16 protein-coding genes are annotated in these 17,189 nt (G+C 68.5%); 8 read left to right on the plus strand and 8 right to left on the minus strand.

Features of this window, described 5'->3' with window-relative positions; translation table 11 throughout:
* Positions 1-250 precede the first annotated feature (250 nt).
* Both YWM_RS0106055 and YWM_RS0106060 read right to left on the minus strand, forming a co-directional pair.
* Positions 251-1,300 (minus strand): coiled-coil domain-containing protein, encoded by a 1,050-nt coding sequence (locus YWM_RS0106055; protein ID WP_028849961.1) that lies wholly within the window; start codon positions 1,298-1,300, stop codon positions 251-253.
* 141 nt (positions 1,301-1,441) lie between these two features.
* On the minus strand, positions 1,442-3,436 hold the full coding sequence (locus tag YWM_RS0106060) for an SDR family oxidoreductase (protein WP_028849962.1): 1,995 nt from the start codon (positions 3,434-3,436) through the stop codon (positions 1,442-1,444).
* 199 nt (positions 3,437-3,635) lie between these two features.
* Between YWM_RS0106060 and YWM_RS0106065 the strand changes: the two genes are divergently transcribed.
* Positions 3,636-4,457, plus strand: a complete 822-nt coding sequence (locus tag YWM_RS0106065; protein ID WP_028849963.1) for a Bax inhibitor-1/YccA family protein — start codon at positions 3,636-3,638, stop codon at positions 4,455-4,457.
* 63 nt (positions 4,458-4,520) lie between these two features.
* Here the strand turns inward: YWM_RS0106065 and YWM_RS0106070 are convergent, their stop codons facing one another.
* Together YWM_RS0106070 and YWM_RS0106075 are read right to left on the minus strand one after the other, a co-directional pair.
* Complete coding sequence (locus YWM_RS0106070) at positions 4,521-5,741, minus strand: acetyl-CoA C-acetyltransferase (protein WP_028849964.1); 1,221 nt, start codon at positions 5,739-5,741, stop codon at positions 4,521-4,523.
* 95 nt (positions 5,742-5,836) lie between these two features.
* Complete coding sequence (locus YWM_RS0106075) at positions 5,837-7,690, minus strand: bifunctional metallophosphatase/5'-nucleotidase (protein WP_043659869.1); 1,854 nt, start codon at positions 7,688-7,690, stop codon at positions 5,837-5,839.
* Between the two features lie 217 nt (positions 7,691-7,907).
* Here YWM_RS0106075 and YWM_RS0106080 point away from each other — a divergent pair, with 217 nt between their 5' ends.
* The 6 genes from YWM_RS0106080 to YWM_RS0106105 all read left to right on the plus strand — a co-directional run bounded on the left by YWM_RS0106080 (position 7,908) and on the right by YWM_RS0106105 (position 13,747).
* Positions 7,908-9,296 carry a cystathionine beta-synthase gene (locus YWM_RS0106080; RefSeq protein WP_028849966.1) on the plus strand — a complete coding sequence of 463 codons (1,389 nt, stop codon included), beginning with the start codon at positions 7,908-7,910 and terminating at the stop codon, positions 9,294-9,296.
* A gap of 150 nt (positions 9,297-9,446) precedes the next feature.
* Positions 9,447-10,619: a hypothetical protein gene (locus tag YWM_RS0106085; RefSeq protein WP_028849967.1), complete on the plus strand. Its 1,173-nt coding sequence runs from the start codon at positions 9,447-9,449 to the stop codon at positions 10,617-10,619.
* Between the two features lie 399 nt (positions 10,620-11,018).
* A complete protein-coding gene (locus YWM_RS0106090; RefSeq protein WP_028849968.1) occupies positions 11,019-11,441 on the plus strand; it encodes a hypothetical protein in 423 nt (140 codons plus the stop codon).
* Between the two features lie 22 nt (positions 11,442-11,463).
* Positions 11,464-11,988, plus strand: a complete 525-nt coding sequence (locus YWM_RS0106095) for a hypothetical protein (protein WP_028849969.1) — start codon at positions 11,464-11,466, stop codon at positions 11,986-11,988.
* A gap of 66 nt (positions 11,989-12,054) precedes the next feature.
* On the plus strand, positions 12,055-12,543 hold the full coding sequence (locus YWM_RS0106100; protein ID WP_028849970.1) for a hypothetical protein: 489 nt from the start codon (positions 12,055-12,057) through the stop codon (positions 12,541-12,543).
* A gap of 49 nt (positions 12,544-12,592) precedes the next feature.
* Entirely contained in the window at positions 12,593-13,747 is a 1,155-nt protein-coding gene (locus tag YWM_RS0106105) for a cystathionine gamma-synthase (protein ID WP_028849971.1), read from the plus strand.
* A 4-nt stretch (positions 13,748-13,751) separates the two neighbouring features.
* Here YWM_RS0106105 and YWM_RS0106110 read toward each other — a convergent pair whose 3' ends face one another.
* On the minus strand, positions 13,752-14,018 hold the full coding sequence (locus tag YWM_RS0106110) for a hypothetical protein (protein ID WP_028849972.1): 267 nt from the start codon (positions 14,016-14,018) through the stop codon (positions 13,752-13,754).
* 66 nt (positions 14,019-14,084) lie between these two features.
* On the opposite strand from YWM_RS0106110, the gene ilvA reads away from it, so the two are divergent.
* Positions 14,085-15,290, plus strand: coding sequence for a threonine ammonia-lyase (gene ilvA / locus YWM_RS0106115; protein ID WP_028849973.1), 1,206 nt, complete (start codon positions 14,085-14,087; stop codon positions 15,288-15,290).
* Positions 15,291-15,499: 209 nt separating this feature from the next.
* Here ilvA and YWM_RS0106120 read toward each other — a convergent pair whose 3' ends face one another.
* The 3 genes from YWM_RS0106120 to greA form a co-directional block, all read right to left on the minus strand.
* On the minus strand, positions 15,500-15,832 hold the full coding sequence (locus YWM_RS0106120; protein WP_028849974.1) for a hypothetical protein: 333 nt from the start codon (positions 15,830-15,832) through the stop codon (positions 15,500-15,502).
* A 335-nt stretch (positions 15,833-16,167) separates the two neighbouring features.
* A complete protein-coding gene (locus tag YWM_RS0106125; RefSeq protein ID WP_028849975.1) occupies positions 16,168-16,545 on the minus strand; it encodes a hypothetical protein in 378 nt (125 codons plus the stop codon).
* An 11-nt stretch (positions 16,546-16,556) separates the two neighbouring features.
* Positions 16,557-17,054 carry a transcription elongation factor GreA gene (greA, locus tag YWM_RS0106130; RefSeq protein ID WP_156914678.1) on the minus strand — a complete coding sequence of 166 codons (498 nt, stop codon included), beginning with the start codon at positions 17,052-17,054 and terminating at the stop codon, positions 16,557-16,559.
* Positions 17,055-17,189 lie beyond the last annotated feature (135 nt).

Here is a 17,189-nt window from a genome sequence, read left to right on the forward strand (position 1 = left end):
GAGTGGACGGGGTAGCTGGCCCCGCCGGAGAGTGGCGGACAGGCGTCTCGAGCCGGATCGAGCTGGTGATCCCCGCCGGAGGGTACGCGGGTGGACGCTTCGGCCTTGAGCGAGCTGGTGATCCCCGGCGGAGAGCGCCCGGCCGCGTCGCTCGGCCCTGACAGAGCTGCTCGGCACGCGCGCGAACTCGCGCCTGCCTAGCGTGTTTGCCGCGTCTTCGCTGCCTCAGGCTCGTGCAGGGCCGGCCTGATTACCGCGTCTTCGCCGCTTCCGGCTCGCGCTTGTCGGCCTCCGCCGTGGCCTTGTCCGCGGACCCGTTCGTCTTGTCGTTCTTGTTGGCGTCCGCGGAGCTGTTCGCGGTGTCCTTGCCGGCCTTGGTGCCGTTGTTCGTGGGCTTCGGCACCGACGGCACAGCCTCTTCGGCGCGCCGCACCGGCTGCTGCTCCTCCTCCGTCGGCTGCAGCGCTTCCTCGGCCGATGCCAGGTACTGGTTGGCCGTCACCATGCGGCCGTGTGCCTGCTTGCTGATGGACAGCAGCCGGTCGATCACCCGGTTCGCCTCGTCGGTGCGCCGCTGCGCGATCGCATTGGCCTCCGCCACCGTGCGGCGGGCTTCCGCTTGCGCTTCGGCCATCCGCCGCTCGGCCTGCTGCTTGGCCGCCGTGCGCTGATCGGACAGATGCTTCTCCAGCTCCTTGCGCTTGGCGGCCATGGTCGCGTCGAACTCCTGCTCGATCGCCCGGCGCTTGCGCTCCGCCTCCGCGTCCAGCGCCTCCCGGCGGCGCACCGAGTCGACCACCAGCTCCTGCACCTCGGCGCGCGTCTCCTCCAGCGCGGCCCGGTGCTCGGCGTGCAGCTGCTGAGCGTAGTCGTCCAGCTCCTTGAGCAGCTTGCGATACCGCTCACGCAACGCGATGGACGCCTTGGCGGTCGCCTGCCACGTCTCCTCAGCAGCGGCCTGCGCCCTGGTGGTGACCTCTTCCGCCTGCAGGTGCGCCAGCTTGCCGACCCGTTGCATCCGCTCGTCGAGGTCCGCGAGGTTCTTCGGCGGCTGCTTGAGCTCCTCGACCCGCTCCTTCAACTTCGCGTTCTCCGCCCGCAGCACCTCGATCTGCTTGGCCATGGTGCCCAGCTGCGCGGTCACCTTGTCCCGCTCCGAGGCCAGCTGCCGCATGTCCTCCTCGAGACGCGCCAGGTGCGCCCGCACCTCGGTGCGGTCGTAGCCGTTCCAGTGCGTAGTGAACTCACGTTGCACGGGCGCGGGGACATGAGCACGCTGGGGCGGAGTCGGCGAAGTCAAGGGTCCTCCTAACGTCGGTCAGGGCTCGCGGCACACCACTGACCATCATCGAAGGTACCCGCGCACAGGCTGTTGTCACCGGAGGCGGGGGTTCTCCGCCTGTCGGGCTGCCCACACGGGTGAATCGCTTACCCTCCGCGACTACCAGTGGAAGCCGCGGGTGAGCCGAATGAGTGCGCTGGCCGCCCGGCCAAGGTGCTTTTCCCCCTTGCCGATCTTCAATTTGCCGTCGCCGCCCGCCGCCGCGGAGTCCGGGAAGACGCGGTAGGCCTGGTAGGCGACCGCGTCGGTGAGGCTCGGCGTGACGTTGTAGGCGGCGTTGATCAGCTGGCCGCTCGGCGTCCCGATGTGCTTGGGCCGGTTGATCAGCGCGTCCATCACCATGTCCGCCGCTTCGTCCGGCGATTTGGTCGGGAACGCGTCGTAGATCTTGGTCGGCCGGATCATCGGGGTGCGCACCAGCGGCATGTGGATCGTGGTGAACGTGATCCCGTCGCCGTGCATCTCCACCGCGGCGATCTTGGAGAAGTAGTCCAGCGCCGCCTTCGACGCCACATAGGCGGAGAACCGCGGCGCGATGCCCTGCACACCGATGGACGAGATGTTGACGATGTGCCCGAACTTGCGCTGCGTCATGTGCGGCAGTACGGCCAGGATGAGCCGGACCGCGGCGAAGTAGTTGATCGCCATCGCCCGCTCGTAGTCGTGCATGCGGTCGTAGGACAGCCGGATCGACCGGCGGATCGAGCGTCCGGCGTTGTTGACCAGCATGTCGATGTGGCCGTGGTCGGCGATCATCTGCTCGACGATCTTGTGCACCGACTCGTGGTCGGTCAGATCGCACGGGTAGACCGACGCCTGTCCGCCCGCCTCCAGGATCTCCTTGCGCACCTGCTCGAGCTCGGCCTCGCGGCGCGCCACCAGCAGCGGGATGCCACCGGCCGCGGCGACCTTCAACGCGGTGGCCCGGCCGATGCCGGACGACGCACCGGTGATGATCACTCGCCTGCCGTCCAGCTTGCCGCGCGGACCGGGACGGCGAGCCCGGAACGGGTCCAGGTGTTCGCTCCAGTACGCCCACAGCGTGGCCGCGTAGTCCTCCAGCCGCGGCAGGTCGATCCCGGTCCCGGCCAGCTCCTTGCGGGTGGCCGCGGACGAGAACACCGCGGGGAAGTTGATGTTGTCCAGCAGCACCGGCGGGATGCCCAGGCGTTCCAGCAGCGCGTCGCGGGCGATCGTCACGCCGGGCAGGTGCTCGGTGAACTTCACCGCGTCGACCAGGCCACGGCCGATCCGGCCGCCGATGGTGGTGGCGACCGTGGGCGCACCGGCCGCCCTGGCGAACGCGTTGAACACCGCCATCACCGGCTGTGGCTCCGGGTTGACCAGGTGGAACGCCCGGTAGTCCAGGCCCGGTCGCTTGACCAGCTCGTGCAGGGCCGCGGCCACGTAGTCGACCGGCACGACGTTGGTGTCGCCCAAATCGGGCGCAACGAACGGCAGAGCAGGCAACGTGGCCAGCTTCTGGATGGTGGGGAAGAGGTAGTACGGACCGTCGATCTTGTCCATCTCGCCGGTCCGCGAGTTGCCCACCACGATCGACGGCCGGTACACCCGCCACGGAACGTCCTGCTGCTCGCGAACGAGCTTCTCCGACTCGAACTTGGTGCGGTGATACGGCGTGGGGAACCGCTGCCCCTGGTCGAACATGTCCTCGGTGAACGTGCCGGTGTAGTCGCCGGCCACCGCCACCGACGACACCTGGTGCAGGCAGCCTGCCTGGATCTCGGCGGCCAGCGCCACCGTGTTCGCCGTCCCGGCGATGTTGGCCTGCTCGTTGGCCTCGTCGTCGGCCTCGATGTCGTACAGCGCTGCCAGGTGAACCACGTGGTCGACGCGTCCCCGCAGCTGCTGCAAGTCTTCTTCGGACAACCCCAGCCGCTCTTCGCCGATGTCGCCGATCACCGGCACGAGCTTGTCGCGGTTCGGCCACCGGCGGGCCATACGCTCCAGCTTGTCCCGCGAACCGGACCGCACGGTGACCCACACACGCTCGGTATCCGGGTCGGCCAGCACTTCCGTCATGTAGTGGCGCCCGATCAGCCCGGTCGCCCCGGTCACCAGGTAGTTGGTCATGAGCAGCATTGTTGTGCGGCCGTCGCTCGTTGTCGACTTCGGGTCACGGTCCGATCGCGCTGCTCGCGTCGGCCAGCACGGTCTGGGTAGGGTGGAAGATCAGTTGATCCCGGACGGGAACTGGCGCGCCGCACAGGACGTTGATGTGGTGCAGGCGCCGCGAAGACCCTGCATGTGTTGAAGTCCCGAGGAGGGCGCAGTGCAACGAAGTGGCAACCCGGCATTTCGCAGGCTGCCTGGCGGTGTAGCTACCGCGGGCGGGCCGTACGTGGGTTTCGGTGACGCGCAGACTGGGGTGCCGCCGTACCCCGGGCAGGTCGCCGCCGAGCGGCCGATGACGGTCGACGACGTGGTGACGAAGTCGGCAGCCAGCATCGGTGTCGCTTTGGTCGCCGGTGTCCTCGCCGCGGTGTGGGCGCACGGCCAGATCGCCGCCCAGGCTGCCAGCTCGGTGTTCACCGTCTGGATCGTGTCGATGCTGGTCGGGTTCGGCCTGGCCATGTTCCTGAGCTTCCGGCCGAAGCCGAGCGCGGGCCTGACGTTGGCCTACTCGGCGGTCGAGGGTGTCTTCCTGGGCACCGTCACCGCGGTGCTGGAGACTTTGCTGCCGCCGAGCGTGAGTGGCCTCGGCCTGCAGGCGGTCATGGGCACGGCCCTGGTGTTCGTGGTGATGCTGTTCGTCTACCGCACCGGGGCGGTCAAGGTGACCCCGAAGCTGACCAAGTGGGTCATCGGTGCTGCGTCCGCCGCCGCGCTGCTGATGCTGGTCAACCTGGTGTTCAGCCTGTTCGGCGCGAACCTGGGGCTGCGTGGTCCCGGCACGCTGAGCATCATCCTCGGCATCGTGTTCATCGGCATCGCAGCGTTCATGCTGCTGCTGGACTTCGACATGGCCGACAACATGATCCGTTCGGGGATGCCTGCCAAGTGGGCCTGGTACGCCGCGTTCGGTCTGATGGCCACGCTGGTCTGGCTGTACTTCGAGATCCTGCACCTGCTCTGGGCTATGCAGTCCGAGTAGCCAGGTAGCCATAAGGAAGCGGGGCGTCTGAATCATCAGGCGCCCCGCTTCTTCGTGTCCGTCTCAGGACAGCCGCTCGAGGATCATGGCCATGCCCTGGCCACCCCCGACGCACATCGTCTCCAGCCCGAACTGCTTGTCGTGGTGCTGCAGCGAGTTGATCAGCGTCGAGGTGATCCGGGCGCCGGTCATGCCGAACGGGTGGCCGACCGCGATGGCGCCGCCGTTGACGTTGAGCTTGTCGATGTCCACGCCGAGCTCACGGTAGGACGGGATGACCTGGGCGGCGAACGCCTCGTTGATCTCCACCAGATCGATGTCGTCGATGGTCATGCCTGCCCGCGCGAGCGCCTGCTTGGACGCCTCCACCGGGCCGAGACCCATGATCTCCGGCGAGAGCGCGGAGACACCGGTGGAGACGACCCTGGCCAGCGGGGTGATGCCGAGCTCACGGGCCTTGGTGCCGGACATGACGACGACCGCCGCGGCGCCGTCGTTGAGCGGGCAGCAGTTGCCCGCGGTGACCCGGCCGTCCGGGCGGAAGACCGGCTTGAGCGCCGAGACGCCCTCCAACGTCACGCCGGCTCGCGGGCCGTCGTCCTTGGTCACCTGGCTGCCGTCGGGCAGCGTCACCGGGGTGATGTCCTTGGCCCAGAAGCCGTCTGCGATCGCCTTCTCCGCCAGGTTCTGCGAGCGGACGCCGAACTCGTCCATCTCCTCGCGGGTGATGCCCTTCAGCAGTGCGACGTTCTCCGCGGTCTGGCCCATCGGGATGTAGATGTCCGGGACCTGGTCGAACTCGCGCGGGTCGGTCCAGCTGTCCGCGCCCTCGGCGGCGGCCTTCGCGGTGCGCGCCTCCGCGTCGGCGAACAGCGGGTTGTGGGTGTCCGGCCACGAGTCCGAGCTGCCTTTGGCGAACCGGGAGACCGTCTCCACACCGGCGGAGATGAACACATCCCCTTCGCCCGCCTTGATGGCGTGCATGGCCATCCGCGTGGTCTGCAGCGACGACGAGCAGTACCGGGTGATCGTGGTGCCGGGCAGGTGGTCGTAGCCCAGCGCCACGGCCACCACCCTGGCCATGTTGAAGCCCTGCTCACCGCCCGGCAGGCCGCAGCCGAGCATCAGATCGTCGATGTCGGCCGGGTCGAGCTGCGGCACCTTGGCCAATGCGGCCTGCACCATCTGCGCGGTGAGGTCGTCGGGGCGCATGTCCACCAACGATCCTTTGCCCGCGCGCCCGATCGGCGAACGGGCGGTGGCGACGATCACGGCTTCCGGCATGGTGGGTTCCTCCGGCTCAAGCGAGGCAACGATGACATCACTGATGACGTGACTGTCATCGTGCCCGCTTGTGGCCGCCAGGCCAACCGGTCCGGTCAGCCGACCGGCGTGATCCGGCCCTCACCACCCTCGGGGTAGTCCTCCGCGGTGATCTTCCCGGACAGCCCTTCGGTCAAGTAGCCCTCGAGCGAGCCCTGGTAGGTGACGCCGACCGGGGTGAACTCCAGCCCGTCGAACGGGTAGTCGTCGCCACCGCGCGCGCTGAAGTCGTTGGTCGCGATCGTCACCGGCGGGCCGTCGACGACCTTGCCGTCCTGCACGATGACCGTGCCGTCGTCCAGGGTCACGTCCTGCACCCGCTCGCCCGGCGTGACGATCGTGCCGCCGCTGCCCGGCTCGACTTCCTGCGCCTGCTTCGAGGTGTCGTAGGTGAACTTCAAGCCACCGACCTGCATGAACGCACCGGACGCCGATGGTGCTTCGGCGACCCCGCGCTCGAGCAGCTGGCGCAGCGTCTCCCGCGGAACCTCGGGCACCACGGCCACGAAGTTGGCGAACGGTGCGATCTCGTAGGTGTTCAGCGCGGTCACCTCGCCTGCCGGGATAACCGAGTCGTTGCGGATCCCGCCGCCGTTCTGGATCGACACCTGTGGCTCGGGCACGCCGTACTCGGCCGCCTTCTCCTTGCCCGCCCACAGCAGCGCGTCGGCCAGCAGGTTGCCGAGGTTCGTCTCCTTGGAGCGGACGTTGTTGCGCACACCGTCGAGGGCGACCGCGCTGTCCGCGACGACCGTCTCGGCCAGGCCCTCGATGTACTCGGCGACCGGCTTCTCCACCTGCTCGCGCACCTGGCGGTCACCCTGGATGGCGTCCGGTCCGACACCGGAGACCCGCACCGGCTGGGTCTGCTTCTCGTCGATGCTGATCACGTTGCCGTCGCGGTCGAAGTTCAGCACCAGCCTGCCCAGGTACTTGTAGTCGCCGGTCGTGGTGACCACCGGAACCTTCTTGCCCTGCGCGTCGGTCGCCCACAGCGGGAAGCCGCGCTCGGCCTGGTCACCGGGGATCAGTCGGTCGCCTTCGTCCGCCAGGATCTCGCCACCGCCGGCGCCGATGACCGCGTCGACGCCGCGCAGCTTCGGCACCAGGGCCAGCTCGTTGTCGATGTCCTGCAGGTGGCTGACCACCAGGATCTTGTCCACGCCCCTGGCCTCGAGGTAGCCGGCGTGATAGTTCGCGATGCCGGCCAGATCCGGGTCGACCTTCACGTTGCGCGGGCTGGACACCGACGGCAGCTCGGGCGTGGTCAACCCGATGACGCCGACCCGTTCGCCGCGGATCCGCTCGACGTGCGTGGCCACGATGGTGCCGCGGTCGGCGTGCGACTTGAGCGTCGGCTCCCCGCTGACGTCCAGGTTCGCGCTGACGAACGGCACCGAGCCACGGAAGCCGTCGATGAACTGCGCGGTGACCTCCGGCCCGAAGTCGAACTCGTGGTTGCCGATGGCCGACAGGTCGTAGCCCATCGCCTTGTGCGCCAGCGAGTCGTAGAACGGCACACCCTTGTCCATGCTGGCCGCGAACTCCGGGCCGGCCAGGAAGTTGTCGCCGCCGGACAGCGTCAGCACGCCGCGCTTGGCCGCCTGCCCCTCCGGGGCCTTGCCGTGAGTGGCCTCCGCGCGCAGCTTCTTGGTCAACGTCACCATGCGTGACGCACTGCCGTACGGCCGTGGACCGTCGTCGACGATCGGGCCTTCGTCGGTGCCGTCCCCTTCGACACCGAGCAACGCCGACTCGGCGTCGTTGGTGAACAGTACGTGCAGCGTGAACTTCGGCTTCTCCGGTGCGGCGGCAGCGCTCGTGCTGCCGATGACACCCGCGCTCGCAACGAGAACCGCGGCCGCCGTGGCGGCGGTCAGCCTGCCCCGGCGGAGGGAACGTGCGGACATAAACACCCCTTGGTCGTCCGGTGGAACGACGCAGAGCTAAGCACTTTCGGGCGTTCCGGACAATGGCTGTGCGCCGGTTGTTGCCGCGTGTCGTCGGACCCCCCTTTCGTCGTGGGCCGTTCGACCGATACCGCGATTCAGCTGTGCCGCATCGCCGGGCATAGGCTGTAGGTGCCTGATCCGGCATTGCGCAGCATCCGCGTGAGAAAGAGGACCCGTGGACTACGTCGAGCACGTCATCGACCTCGTCGGCAACACGCCGCTGGTCAAACTGAACGCCCTGACCGCGCACATCGAGAACGGGCCGTTGGTGTTGGCCAAGGTCGAGTACCTCAACCCGGGCGGCAGTGTGAAGGACCGCATCGCGGTGCGCATGGTGGAGGCCGCCGAAGCCTCCGGCGAACTCCGGCCGGGTGGGACCATCGTGGAGCCGACGTCCGGCAACACCGGGGTCGGTCTTGCGTTGGTGGCCCAGCGCAAGGGTTACAACTGCGTGTTCGTCTGCCCGGACAAGGTGTCGGAGGACAAGCGCAACGTCCTCAAGGCCTACGGCGCCAAGGTGGTGGTGTGCCCGACGGCCGTGCCGCCGGAGCACCCGGACTCCTATTACAGCGTCTCCGACCGCCTGGTGCGGGAGATCGAGGGCGCCTGGAAGCCCGACCAGTACTCCAACCCCAACAACCCGCGCAGCCACTACGAGACCACCGGCCCCGAGCTGTGGCAGCAGACCGACGGCAAGATCACGCACTTCGTGGCGGGAGTGGGGACCGGCGGAACGATTTCCGGGACCGGCCGGTACCTCAAGGAGGTCTCCGACGGTGCCGTGCAGGTCGTCGGGGCGGACCCGGAAGGCTCGGTGTACTCCGGCGGGACCGGGCGTCCGTACCTGGTGGAAGGCGTCGGTGAGGACTTCTGGCCGGACGCCTACGACCGAAACATCGCCGACGAGATCATCGCCATCTCCGACGCGGATTCCTTCGCCATGACGCGGCGCTTGGCGCGTGAGGAGGGCCTGCTGGTCGGCGGGTCGTGCGGCATGGCGGCCGCGGCGGCGGTGCGGCTGGCCGAGCGGCTGGCTGCCGAGGGTCGCAACGACGCGGTGATCGTGGTGTTGCTGCCGGACGGTGGCCGTGGCTATCTGACCAAGGTGTTCTCGGACTCCTGGATGGCCAGGCACGGGTTCCTGCCGCCGGAGTCCAGCCATGCAACGGTGGGCGATGTGCTGCGCCGCAAGGACGGGTCGCTGCCCGACCTGGTGCACACCCACCCGAACGAGACCGTGGCCGAGGCGGTGCAGATCCTCCGGGAGTACGGCGTCAGCCAGATGCCCGTGGTCTCGGCCGAGCCACCGGTGATGGCGGCCGAAGTGGTCGGCGCGGTCAACGAACGCGAATTGCTGGCCGCATTGTTCTCCGGTAAGGCGGAATTGTCCGATCGGCTTGATCGGCACATGTCCGCGCCATTGCCGACTATTGGTGCCGGGGAACCGGTGCAGGCGGCGATGAGCGCATTGGCCGACGCCGACGGCGCCCTCGTACTCGAGGACGGCCGTCCCGTCGGCGTCGTGACCCGGCACGACTTGCTGGCGTTCTTCGCCTCCGAGTAGCCCCGATCGCGCGACAGTGATCGCAACACCCCCGGGGCCTTTCCGGCGGAAGATGCGGTGATCCGATAGCGTGTCGACAGCGAAGAAATGAGTCGACTGACATACGGCGTTACGTCGTCACTTGTCGTTTTCAAAGGGGATTGAACCCACATGAGTGCTCCCGAGCCACCGAACCCGCAGCAGGAAAACCAGGGGGGCCCGCCGAGCGGACCTGACCAGCAGCAGAACACCCCGTTCGGGGATGCGCCGGAGCCCACCGAGGTGGTGCAACCCGGCCAGACCCCGCCGGAGCCTGCCGGCGAGAGCGACGCCACCCAGATGGTGAAGCCGGTCGAGCAGCAGGGCCAGGGCGGGCAGGACTCCAGCGCGAGTAGCGAGTCCACGCAGCTCGTGCCGCCGGGCATGCAGCCGCAGGGCGGTATTCCGTACACCCCGCCGCCGAGTGCTCAGGACAACCCGGGCGGCGGTCAGCAGGGTGGCGGTTTCAGCCAGCAGCCTCCGCAGCAGCAGGGTGGTTTCGGCCAGCCTTCGCAGCAGCAGGGCGGTTTCGGCCAGCCCCCGCAGCAGCAGGGTGGCTTCGGCCAGCAGCAGGGCCAGCAGGGTGGCTTCGGCCAGCCGCAGGGCCAGTACGGCCAGCCTCCGCAGCAGCAGGGCGGCTTCGGTCAACCGCAGGGCTTCGGTCAGCAGGGCCAGTACGGCCAGCCGATGGGGCAGCCCGGTTACGGCGGCCCCGGTGGGTTCGGCGGGCCCGGTGGTGGTGACAACGGCCAGATCTTCGCCTGGATCACCGGCGGCGTGATGGCGGCGCTCGGGCTCACCGTGGCCATCCTGATGATCACGATGATGGCGGAATTCAGCGGAGCGCCGGCCGACGCGTGGATCTACGTCATCCTCGGGCTGCTGGGTGGCCTGATGGGGACCGCTGGCGGTGTGCTCGTCGCACTGCGCACGCAAGGCACGGTCGGTGTCATCCTGGCGCTCGTCGGCGGCGCAGTGGCGGCAATTGGAGGCATTCTCTTCATGGCCGTCTACGTCGACGAGACACGCTTCGTCCTGACAATGATCTTCGGCTTGTTGATTGCCATCATCGCGGTGTTCGGCCTGATTCCGCAGACCAAGCAGTTCCTGGGCCTGTCCGCGGCCGGTTCCGGTGGCTACGGCGGTCCCGGTGGCTTCGGTGGTCCCGGCGGCGGGGGCGGCTACGGCGGCCCGAGCGGCTTCGGCCCGCCGCAGGGCGGTGGCTACGGTCAGCCGCCGCAGCAGGGCTTCGGCCAGCAGGGCCCGCAGACCGGTGGGTTCGGCCAGCCGCCGTACCAAGGCTGAGTTCATCCAGCTCGAACACAACCGACCGGGCGCTCCCCTTGGGGAGGCCCGGTCGGTTAGCGTATGGCCCACGATTTGTCTGCCTGCTGAGCAGTCGAAAGGGTCGAGCACGTGACCGCGCCACAGCCACCGCAGCCGTTCGGGCGCGATCCGCGGCCTGCGCCGCCGCACGATTCGGCCGCCGGGGGCGCGGCGGCGTCACCGCAGTCGTATTCGGATCCGACGGACCGGCACGACACGGTGCCGGGCGCGCCAACACATTCGACGACCGGCACACCGCACCACAGCTACGACGCCGCGGCTCAGCCGAGCGCCTACGCCCCAGCGACCGGGGAGCAGCAAGCACCCGGTCAACCGGGTGGCTGGAGTCCCACAGCCCCCGAGTTCTCCAATGCTCCAGTGGCGCCGCAGCCCGCTCCGGTCGCCGCCACGAACAAGGAACGGCCCACTGATCAGCACTTCGCCCTGGCGGCGTCGGCATCCGCCCTGTTCGTAGGGGTACTGCAGATCGCCCTCAACGTGTCGGCCGTCGGCACCGTCTTCCGCACGAGCATCGCGAGCGGTTTGCTGCTGATCGCCGGGCTGTTGTTGGCGTGCGGTGTCGTGGCCGGCGGCGTTCTGGTCCACCTGCGCAATCCGGTCGGTCCCTACCTGCTCGGTAGCTGTGGTGGTGTGCTGCTGCTCGTCGGGCTGGCCGACCTGGTCATAGCCTTCACCGCAGGCGCTCTGGTGGCGTTGCTGTTGGTGGCGATCCCGACCCTGCTGGCCTGCCTGCCGCCGACATGGCGCCACGTCCGCGCAGGACGGAGTTCGTCGCTGTGACCACATTCCCGGAGATGAGCCGATGACCTACCCGCCGCACCGGCCGCCCCGACCACCGCACCTGCCGCCCCAGCCGCCGCAGGCGGAGCCGTCGCAGCCGGCGAGCGGATGGAGTGCGATCACCGCTGGGGTGTTGTCGGCCGTCCTCGGCTGTGGCGGGCTCGTGCTGAGCTTGCTCGGCCTGTGGGCGATCTGGGACGACGCCGAGCTGCACCCTGCGGGCGTGGTGGTTTACCTGGTGCTGGTCGGCATCACCGTGGCACTGCTCAGCGGGTCTGTGCTGTTGTTCCGACGCAGGTCGGCAGGGCAGATGACCGTCGCCGCCGCGTCCGCGGCCGCGTTGTCCGGGCTCGGGTACGTACTCATCGCAGGCATCGAACAGGTCAGCAACGCCGGTTTGGTCTGGGAGGACGAGGCGCCGGTCGTCGGCCAGCTGCAGGTACTGGTCGGCACCGCGTTGGCTGTCGTCGTGGTCACCTTGGTGCTCACGCTGCTCCCGGCGACCGGCCGGTGGTGCACCAGGGAGGATCCGCTCGACGAGTGGTGACGCGCTAACGCGCGGTTCGCCGACGGCGACGAATCCTCTGTCACCGTGTGATCGAGGAGTCCGAGCATGTACCCCAATGAACCGCAGCCCTACGACTACGGCTCGACTCCGGAGTACTCCCGTCCGCGGGCGGGCGCCACGGCGATCGTCGCGGGCCTGGTCGGACTGCTGGCTGCCGGCGCCCTGGCGTGGGTGGTCTTCGAGTGGTTCACGGCGTTCGACGAGGCAGGTACACCGATGCCGAACGCGTTGTGGGTCGTGGTCGGGGTGCGGGCAGGTTTGGCGTTCCTGCTGCTCGGGCTCGCCGTGGGCACGTTGGCACGCCGGGTGTCGGCAGCGTGGCTGCTCATGCTGGTCGCGCTGCTGACCGCCGGTACGGTGATCCTCGAACCGCTGGTGCTGGAAGTCGAGCTCGGCGGCTGGGTCCAGCTCATGTTCGAGTTCGAGGACTCGTTCGCCATCGCGATCGTGCTGGCCTCCGGCCTCGGGCTGCTGACGGCCCTGCTGGCGATCGTGGCCGGAGCGACCAGGGCGCCGGAGAGCCGGACCGCGTAGCGACCGGGCCGCTGGTCGTCATCCGAGGTCGCGGGCCTAGGCTGGGTACATGGACGACACCCGGCACTACGGATTCGAAACCCGGGCAATTCACGCAGGTCAGCGGCCCGATCCACGGACAGGCGCGGTCATCGTGCCGATTTACGCGACCTCGACCTACGCGCAGGACGGCGTGGGTGGTCTGCGGGAGGGCGGCTACGAGTACTCGCGCACGGCCAACCCGACGCGTACGGCCGCCGAAGAGGCGCTGGCCGCGTTGGAGAATGGGCGGCGCTGTGTGTCGTTCGCGTCCGGTATGGCGGCCACCGATGCGGTGTTGCGCACTGCGCTGCGGCCGGGTGACCACCTGGTGCTGGGTAACGACGCGTACGGCGGCACGTTCCGGCTCATCGACAAGGTGATGACCGGGTGGGGCTTGGAGTACACCGTCGCGGACCTGTCCTCGCTGGACGCGGTGCGTGCGGCGGTGCGTCCGGAGACGAAGCTGATCTGGTGCGAGTCGCCGTCGAACCCGTTGCTGGGCATCGCGGACATCGCGGGCTTGGCGACGGTGGCCCACGAGGCGCAGGCGCAGCTGGTGGTGGACAACACGTTCGCGACGCCTTACCTGCAGCAGCCGCTCGAGCTGGGCGCGGACATCGTCGTCCACTCGACCACCAAGTACTTGGGCGGGCACTCCGACGTCGTCGGCGGCGCGGTGGTCACCAACTCCGACGAGGTCGCCGAGCAGGTGTTCTTCCTGCGTAACTCCGCAGGAGCGGTACCCGGTCCGTTCGACAGCTGGCTGACCATGCGGGGCATGAAGACGCTGGCGCTACGCATGGAGCGGCACTGTGACAACGCGGAGCGCATCGTGGCGATGCTGGCCGACCACCCCGCCGTGACGAAGGTGTACTACCCGGGCCTGCCCGAGCACCCGGGGCACGAGGTCGCGGCCAAACAGATGCGCCGGTTCGGCGGCATGGTGTCGTTCACCGTGCAGGGCGGAGAGCAGCGCGCCCTGCAGGTCGCGGCCGCAACCGAGCTGTTCACGCTGGCCGAGTCGCTCGGCGGTATCGAATCGCTGATCGAGCATCCGGGGAAGATGACGCACGCCAGCACGGCTGGTTCGTTGCTGCAGGTGCCGGAGGATCTGATCCGGTTGTCGGTCGGTATCGAAAGTCCCGAGGACCTCGAAGCGGACCTGCGTAAGGCGCTGAGCTGACCGGTTACGGCTGGTAGGCGCCCGCCGCCGCCTTCGGCTTGGCCTTCTTCGGCTCGGGATGAATCTTCGGCAGCTCCGCCGGATCGACGCAGCCACCGACCAGCTCGAGCTGCTGTTCGTTGTGCACGTACCTGGCCGGTTGACCGCATGTCGCCAGGTCGACTGTGACGAACGCGGCCCCGGTAAGCGCGGCTGCCGACAGCAGCGCGACAAGCAGCGACGTCCCGCCGGCCACTCGCGTGGCCCGCGTGGGTGAGGTCCCCCGTGTCATTCTCTCGCCCTTAATCTCCCGGGTCGTCGGTATTTCCAGCGTACCCGGTGGCATGATGCAGCTCATATGGACCTTGTGCGCTTGGATCAAATCGAATCCGCCCGGAAACTGATCTCCGAGGTGGTTCGAACCACGCCGATGGAGCACGCCCGTGACCTGGCGCGGCTGCACGGCGGGGATGTGTACCTGAAGTGCGAGAACCTGCAGCGGACCGGCTCGTTCAAGATTCGGGGCGCCTACACGCGCATCCACGGGCTGAGCGAGCGCGAACGCTCCCGTGGGGTGGTTGCGGCCAGCGCCGGCAACCACGCGCAGGGTGTCGCACTCGCCGCGTCGCTGCTCGGCACGCGTTCGACGGTGTTCATGCCGGAGCGTGCGCCGCTGCCCAAGTTGGCCGCGACCAGGGCTTATGGCGCGGACGTTCACCTGAAGGGTCACACGCTCGCGGAGTCGCTAGCGGCAGCGACGGAGTTCGCCGAGCGCACGGGTGCGGTGTTCATCCACCCGTTCGATCACCCCGACATCATCGCCGGGCAGGGCACCGTCGGGCTGGAGATCCTGGAGCAGGTGCCGGACGTCAAGACGGTGCTGGTCGCCACCGGTGGTGGCGGGCTGGTTGCCGGGATCGGCGCGGTGTTCAAGCAGCGCAGGCCGGACGTCAGGATCGTCGGGGTGCAGGCGGTCGATGCTGCGGCTGTGCTCGCTTCCCTCGACGCCGGTGAGCCCGTGCAGCTGGAGAATCCGAGCACCATCGCGGACGGGATCGCGGTCGGCGCGCCGGGCCCGGTGACGTTCGCGCACGTCACGGAGTTCGTCGACCATGTGGTGACGGTCAGCGAGCAGGCGCTGGCGCGTGCGGTCCTGTTGTGTCTGGAGCGGCGCAAGTTGGTCGTCGAGCCGGCCGGCGCGGCGACGGTGGCAGCGTTGTTGGAACACGAGGGTGCGTTCGAACCGCCGGTCGTGGCCGTGTTGTCGGGAGGCAACGTGGACCCGCTGCTGCTGCTCAACATCATTCGTCGAGGCATGGCCGCCGCCGGGCGGTATCTGTCGTTGCGGTTGCGGGTCGCCGATCGGCCCGGCTCGTTGGCGGCCTTGCTGACCAGGGTCGGCGAGCTCGGCGCGAACGTGATCGATGTCGAGCACTCGCGCATCTCCGGGTCGCTGGACATCGGTGACGTGGAGATCGAGTTGAACTTGGAGACGCGCGGTCCGCAGCATTGCGCCGAGGTCTCCGAGGCCCTGCAGCGCGCGGGTTACACCGTGGTCGAGTAGGTGCGAGCGTTGGTCACCAGCGGCGAGTAGCAACCGTGATGCAAGCGCGCTGATTCGTCGCCTGGCCCACCTGCTTCGCCGCCGATGCGGCTCGTCGCCTGGCACACCCGCTCTCAGCCGACAATCCCCACCGAACGGCAAAGCCCCACGGGGCATCACCCACTGAAGCGGGTCAACGCCGGCCGGGCCCGTCGAAAGCGATCGGCGGTTCAGCGGCCGAGGGCGCTCGCCAGCTCCTTCTTGGTCATCTTCGACCGGCCCTTGATGTTGCGCTTCTTCGCCTCGTTGTAAAGCTGGTCGCGCGTCGGACCACCGGGTCCCTGCCGGTTGCCGGAGCGCTTGCCGCCACGCCGCTGCGGTGACATGTCCTTGACCGACGTCCTGCTCTTCTGCCGGGATTCGCCGGACCGTGCCCGGTTCTTGTTCACCGTGCGAGCAGCGATTTCCTCCGCGCGGTCCTCGCTCGTGCCCTTCTTCTTCGCACCCGACTTGATGTGCTCGTACTGCCGTTCGCGCTTCTTGGACCATGCCTGCTGCGGCATCGCGTACCTCCCTGGAAGCTGTCCTGATCAGCTACCCGGCGGCGTAGGTCGCCGAAACTCGAGCTGTCCACACCAGGGGAGTTGTCCACAGCCGCGGTGGCACATGGTCGATCCGACAAGGCCCGTCGGGCAGGCTGAAGACAAGCCCGAAGAGACAAGAACCAATGCTGTGGAGGCCCACAATGTGCGTATCGCCGCTGGAGTCAGCTGTCGTGTTGAGCGAACCAGCCCGACTACCGGTGGGGTCGAAACTGAGCTTCGTCACCGACGTCAGCGGGCCGGTCACGCGGCTGGATCGGCCCGCCCTCGGTGCGCGGGGCCCGTGAGGCGAACGGTCAGCTGCGCGACGGCTCGGCGGACAGCGTTCGCTCGGCCTGCCACGCGAGCGGGAGGAACGGCAGCGCGGGGAGCGCTCCGACGACGACGGCCCACACCGAGAGGCCGTCGGCGAGGACGAAGGCTTGCAGCGCGACGGTCAGCAGGCTCAGGCCGGCTGCGGCGGCCAGGGCTGCCCGTTCGGCACGAGCCATCGGCGAATCGGTCACGCGCAGGCGGAAGACAGCACCGGCGAGCAGGAGCACCGAGACGAGCAGTCCCGGCCACGCGGCTCCGCCGAGGCTGTCGGGGTAAGCCTGGACGGCGATGTAAAACGCCGCCACCGCGATCGCCATGATCACGGCGGCGGCGAAGTACCACCAACGGTAAGCGTGCACGCGGCTACCGATCAGCCCGAATAGGGCACGGCCTTGAGCAGCGTGACCTTCTGCTTGCTGCCGTTCGGGAGCTCGTACTCGCGCGACTCACCTTCGGAAGCCCCCAGCAACGCCTTACCGAGCGGCGACTCGGGCGAGTACACCTCGATGTCCCCGCCGCCGCCTTCTTCGCGGGTGGCCAGCAGGAACTCCTCGACCTCGTCGTCACCCTCGTAGCGAATGGTCAGCACCATGCCTGGCTCGGCGATCCCGTCGTTGGGTGGCGCTTCGCCGACCTTCGCCGTGCGCAGCAACTCCTGGAGGTGACGAATGCGAGCCTCGGCCTGGCCCTGCTCTTCCCGGGCCGCGTGATAGCCGCCGTTCTCCCTCAGGTCGCCCTCTTCGCGAGAGGCGTTGATCTTGGCGGCAATGACCGGGCGATTCTCGATCAGCTCATCCAGTTCTTTCTTGAGCCGGTCGTAGGCATCCTGGGTCAGCCAGGTCACCTTGGTGTCGCTCACGGTCACCATCTCCTTGTCGTGGCGCCCGATGCGTGGCTTCGCACCGGGGAACTTTCGCAGCGCCGATTTCTCGGCAAACGCATCTTCGGTAGACAAATGCTCATAAAGGAAAGACACGGCCCGCCGGGCCGTGCCGTACGCCAT

The organism is Thermocrispum municipale DSM 44069, from assembly GCF_000427825.1.
Lineage (GTDB): Bacteria > Actinomycetota > Actinomycetes > Mycobacteriales > Pseudonocardiaceae > Thermocrispum > Thermocrispum municipale.

What these genes read in the sequence shown, in the direction of transcription:
- YWM_RS0106060 (WP_028849962.1), bottom strand. Translation starts at nt 3,436, where the DNA reads ATGACCAACTACCTGGTGACCGGGGCGACCGGGCTGATCGGGCGCCAC.
- YWM_RS0106070 (WP_028849964.1), bottom strand. Translation starts at nt 5,741, where the DNA reads ATGCCGGAAGCCGTGATCGTCGCCACCGCCCGTTCGCCGATCGGGCGC.
- YWM_RS0106075 (WP_043659869.1), bottom strand. Translation starts at nt 7,690, where the DNA reads ATGTCCGCACGTTCCCTCCGCCGGGGCAGGCTGACCGCCGCCACGGCG.
- YWM_RS0106085 (WP_028849967.1), top strand. Translation starts at nt 9,447, where the DNA reads ATGAGTGCTCCCGAGCCACCGAACCCGCAGCAGGAAAACCAGGGGGGC.
- YWM_RS0106095 (WP_028849969.1), top strand. Translation starts at nt 11,464, where the DNA reads ATGACCTACCCGCCGCACCGGCCGCCCCGACCACCGCACCTGCCGCCC.
- YWM_RS0106100 (WP_028849970.1), top strand. Translation starts at nt 12,055, where the DNA reads ATGTACCCCAATGAACCGCAGCCCTACGACTACGGCTCGACTCCGGAG.
- YWM_RS0106105 (WP_028849971.1), top strand. Translation starts at nt 12,593, where the DNA reads ATGGACGACACCCGGCACTACGGATTCGAAACCCGGGCAATTCACGCA.
- YWM_RS0106110 (WP_028849972.1), bottom strand. Translation starts at nt 14,018, where the DNA reads ATGACACGGGGGACCTCACCCACGCGGGCCACGCGAGTGGCCGGCGGG.
- ilvA (WP_028849973.1), top strand. Translation starts at nt 14,085, where the DNA reads ATGGACCTTGTGCGCTTGGATCAAATCGAATCCGCCCGGAAACTGATC.
- YWM_RS0106120 (WP_028849974.1), bottom strand. Translation starts at nt 15,832, where the DNA reads ATGCCGCAGCAGGCATGGTCCAAGAAGCGCGAACGGCAGTACGAGCAC.
- greA (WP_156914678.1), bottom strand. Translation starts at nt 17,054, where the DNA reads ATGGTGACCGTGAGCGACACCAAGGTGACCTGGCTGACCCAGGATGCC.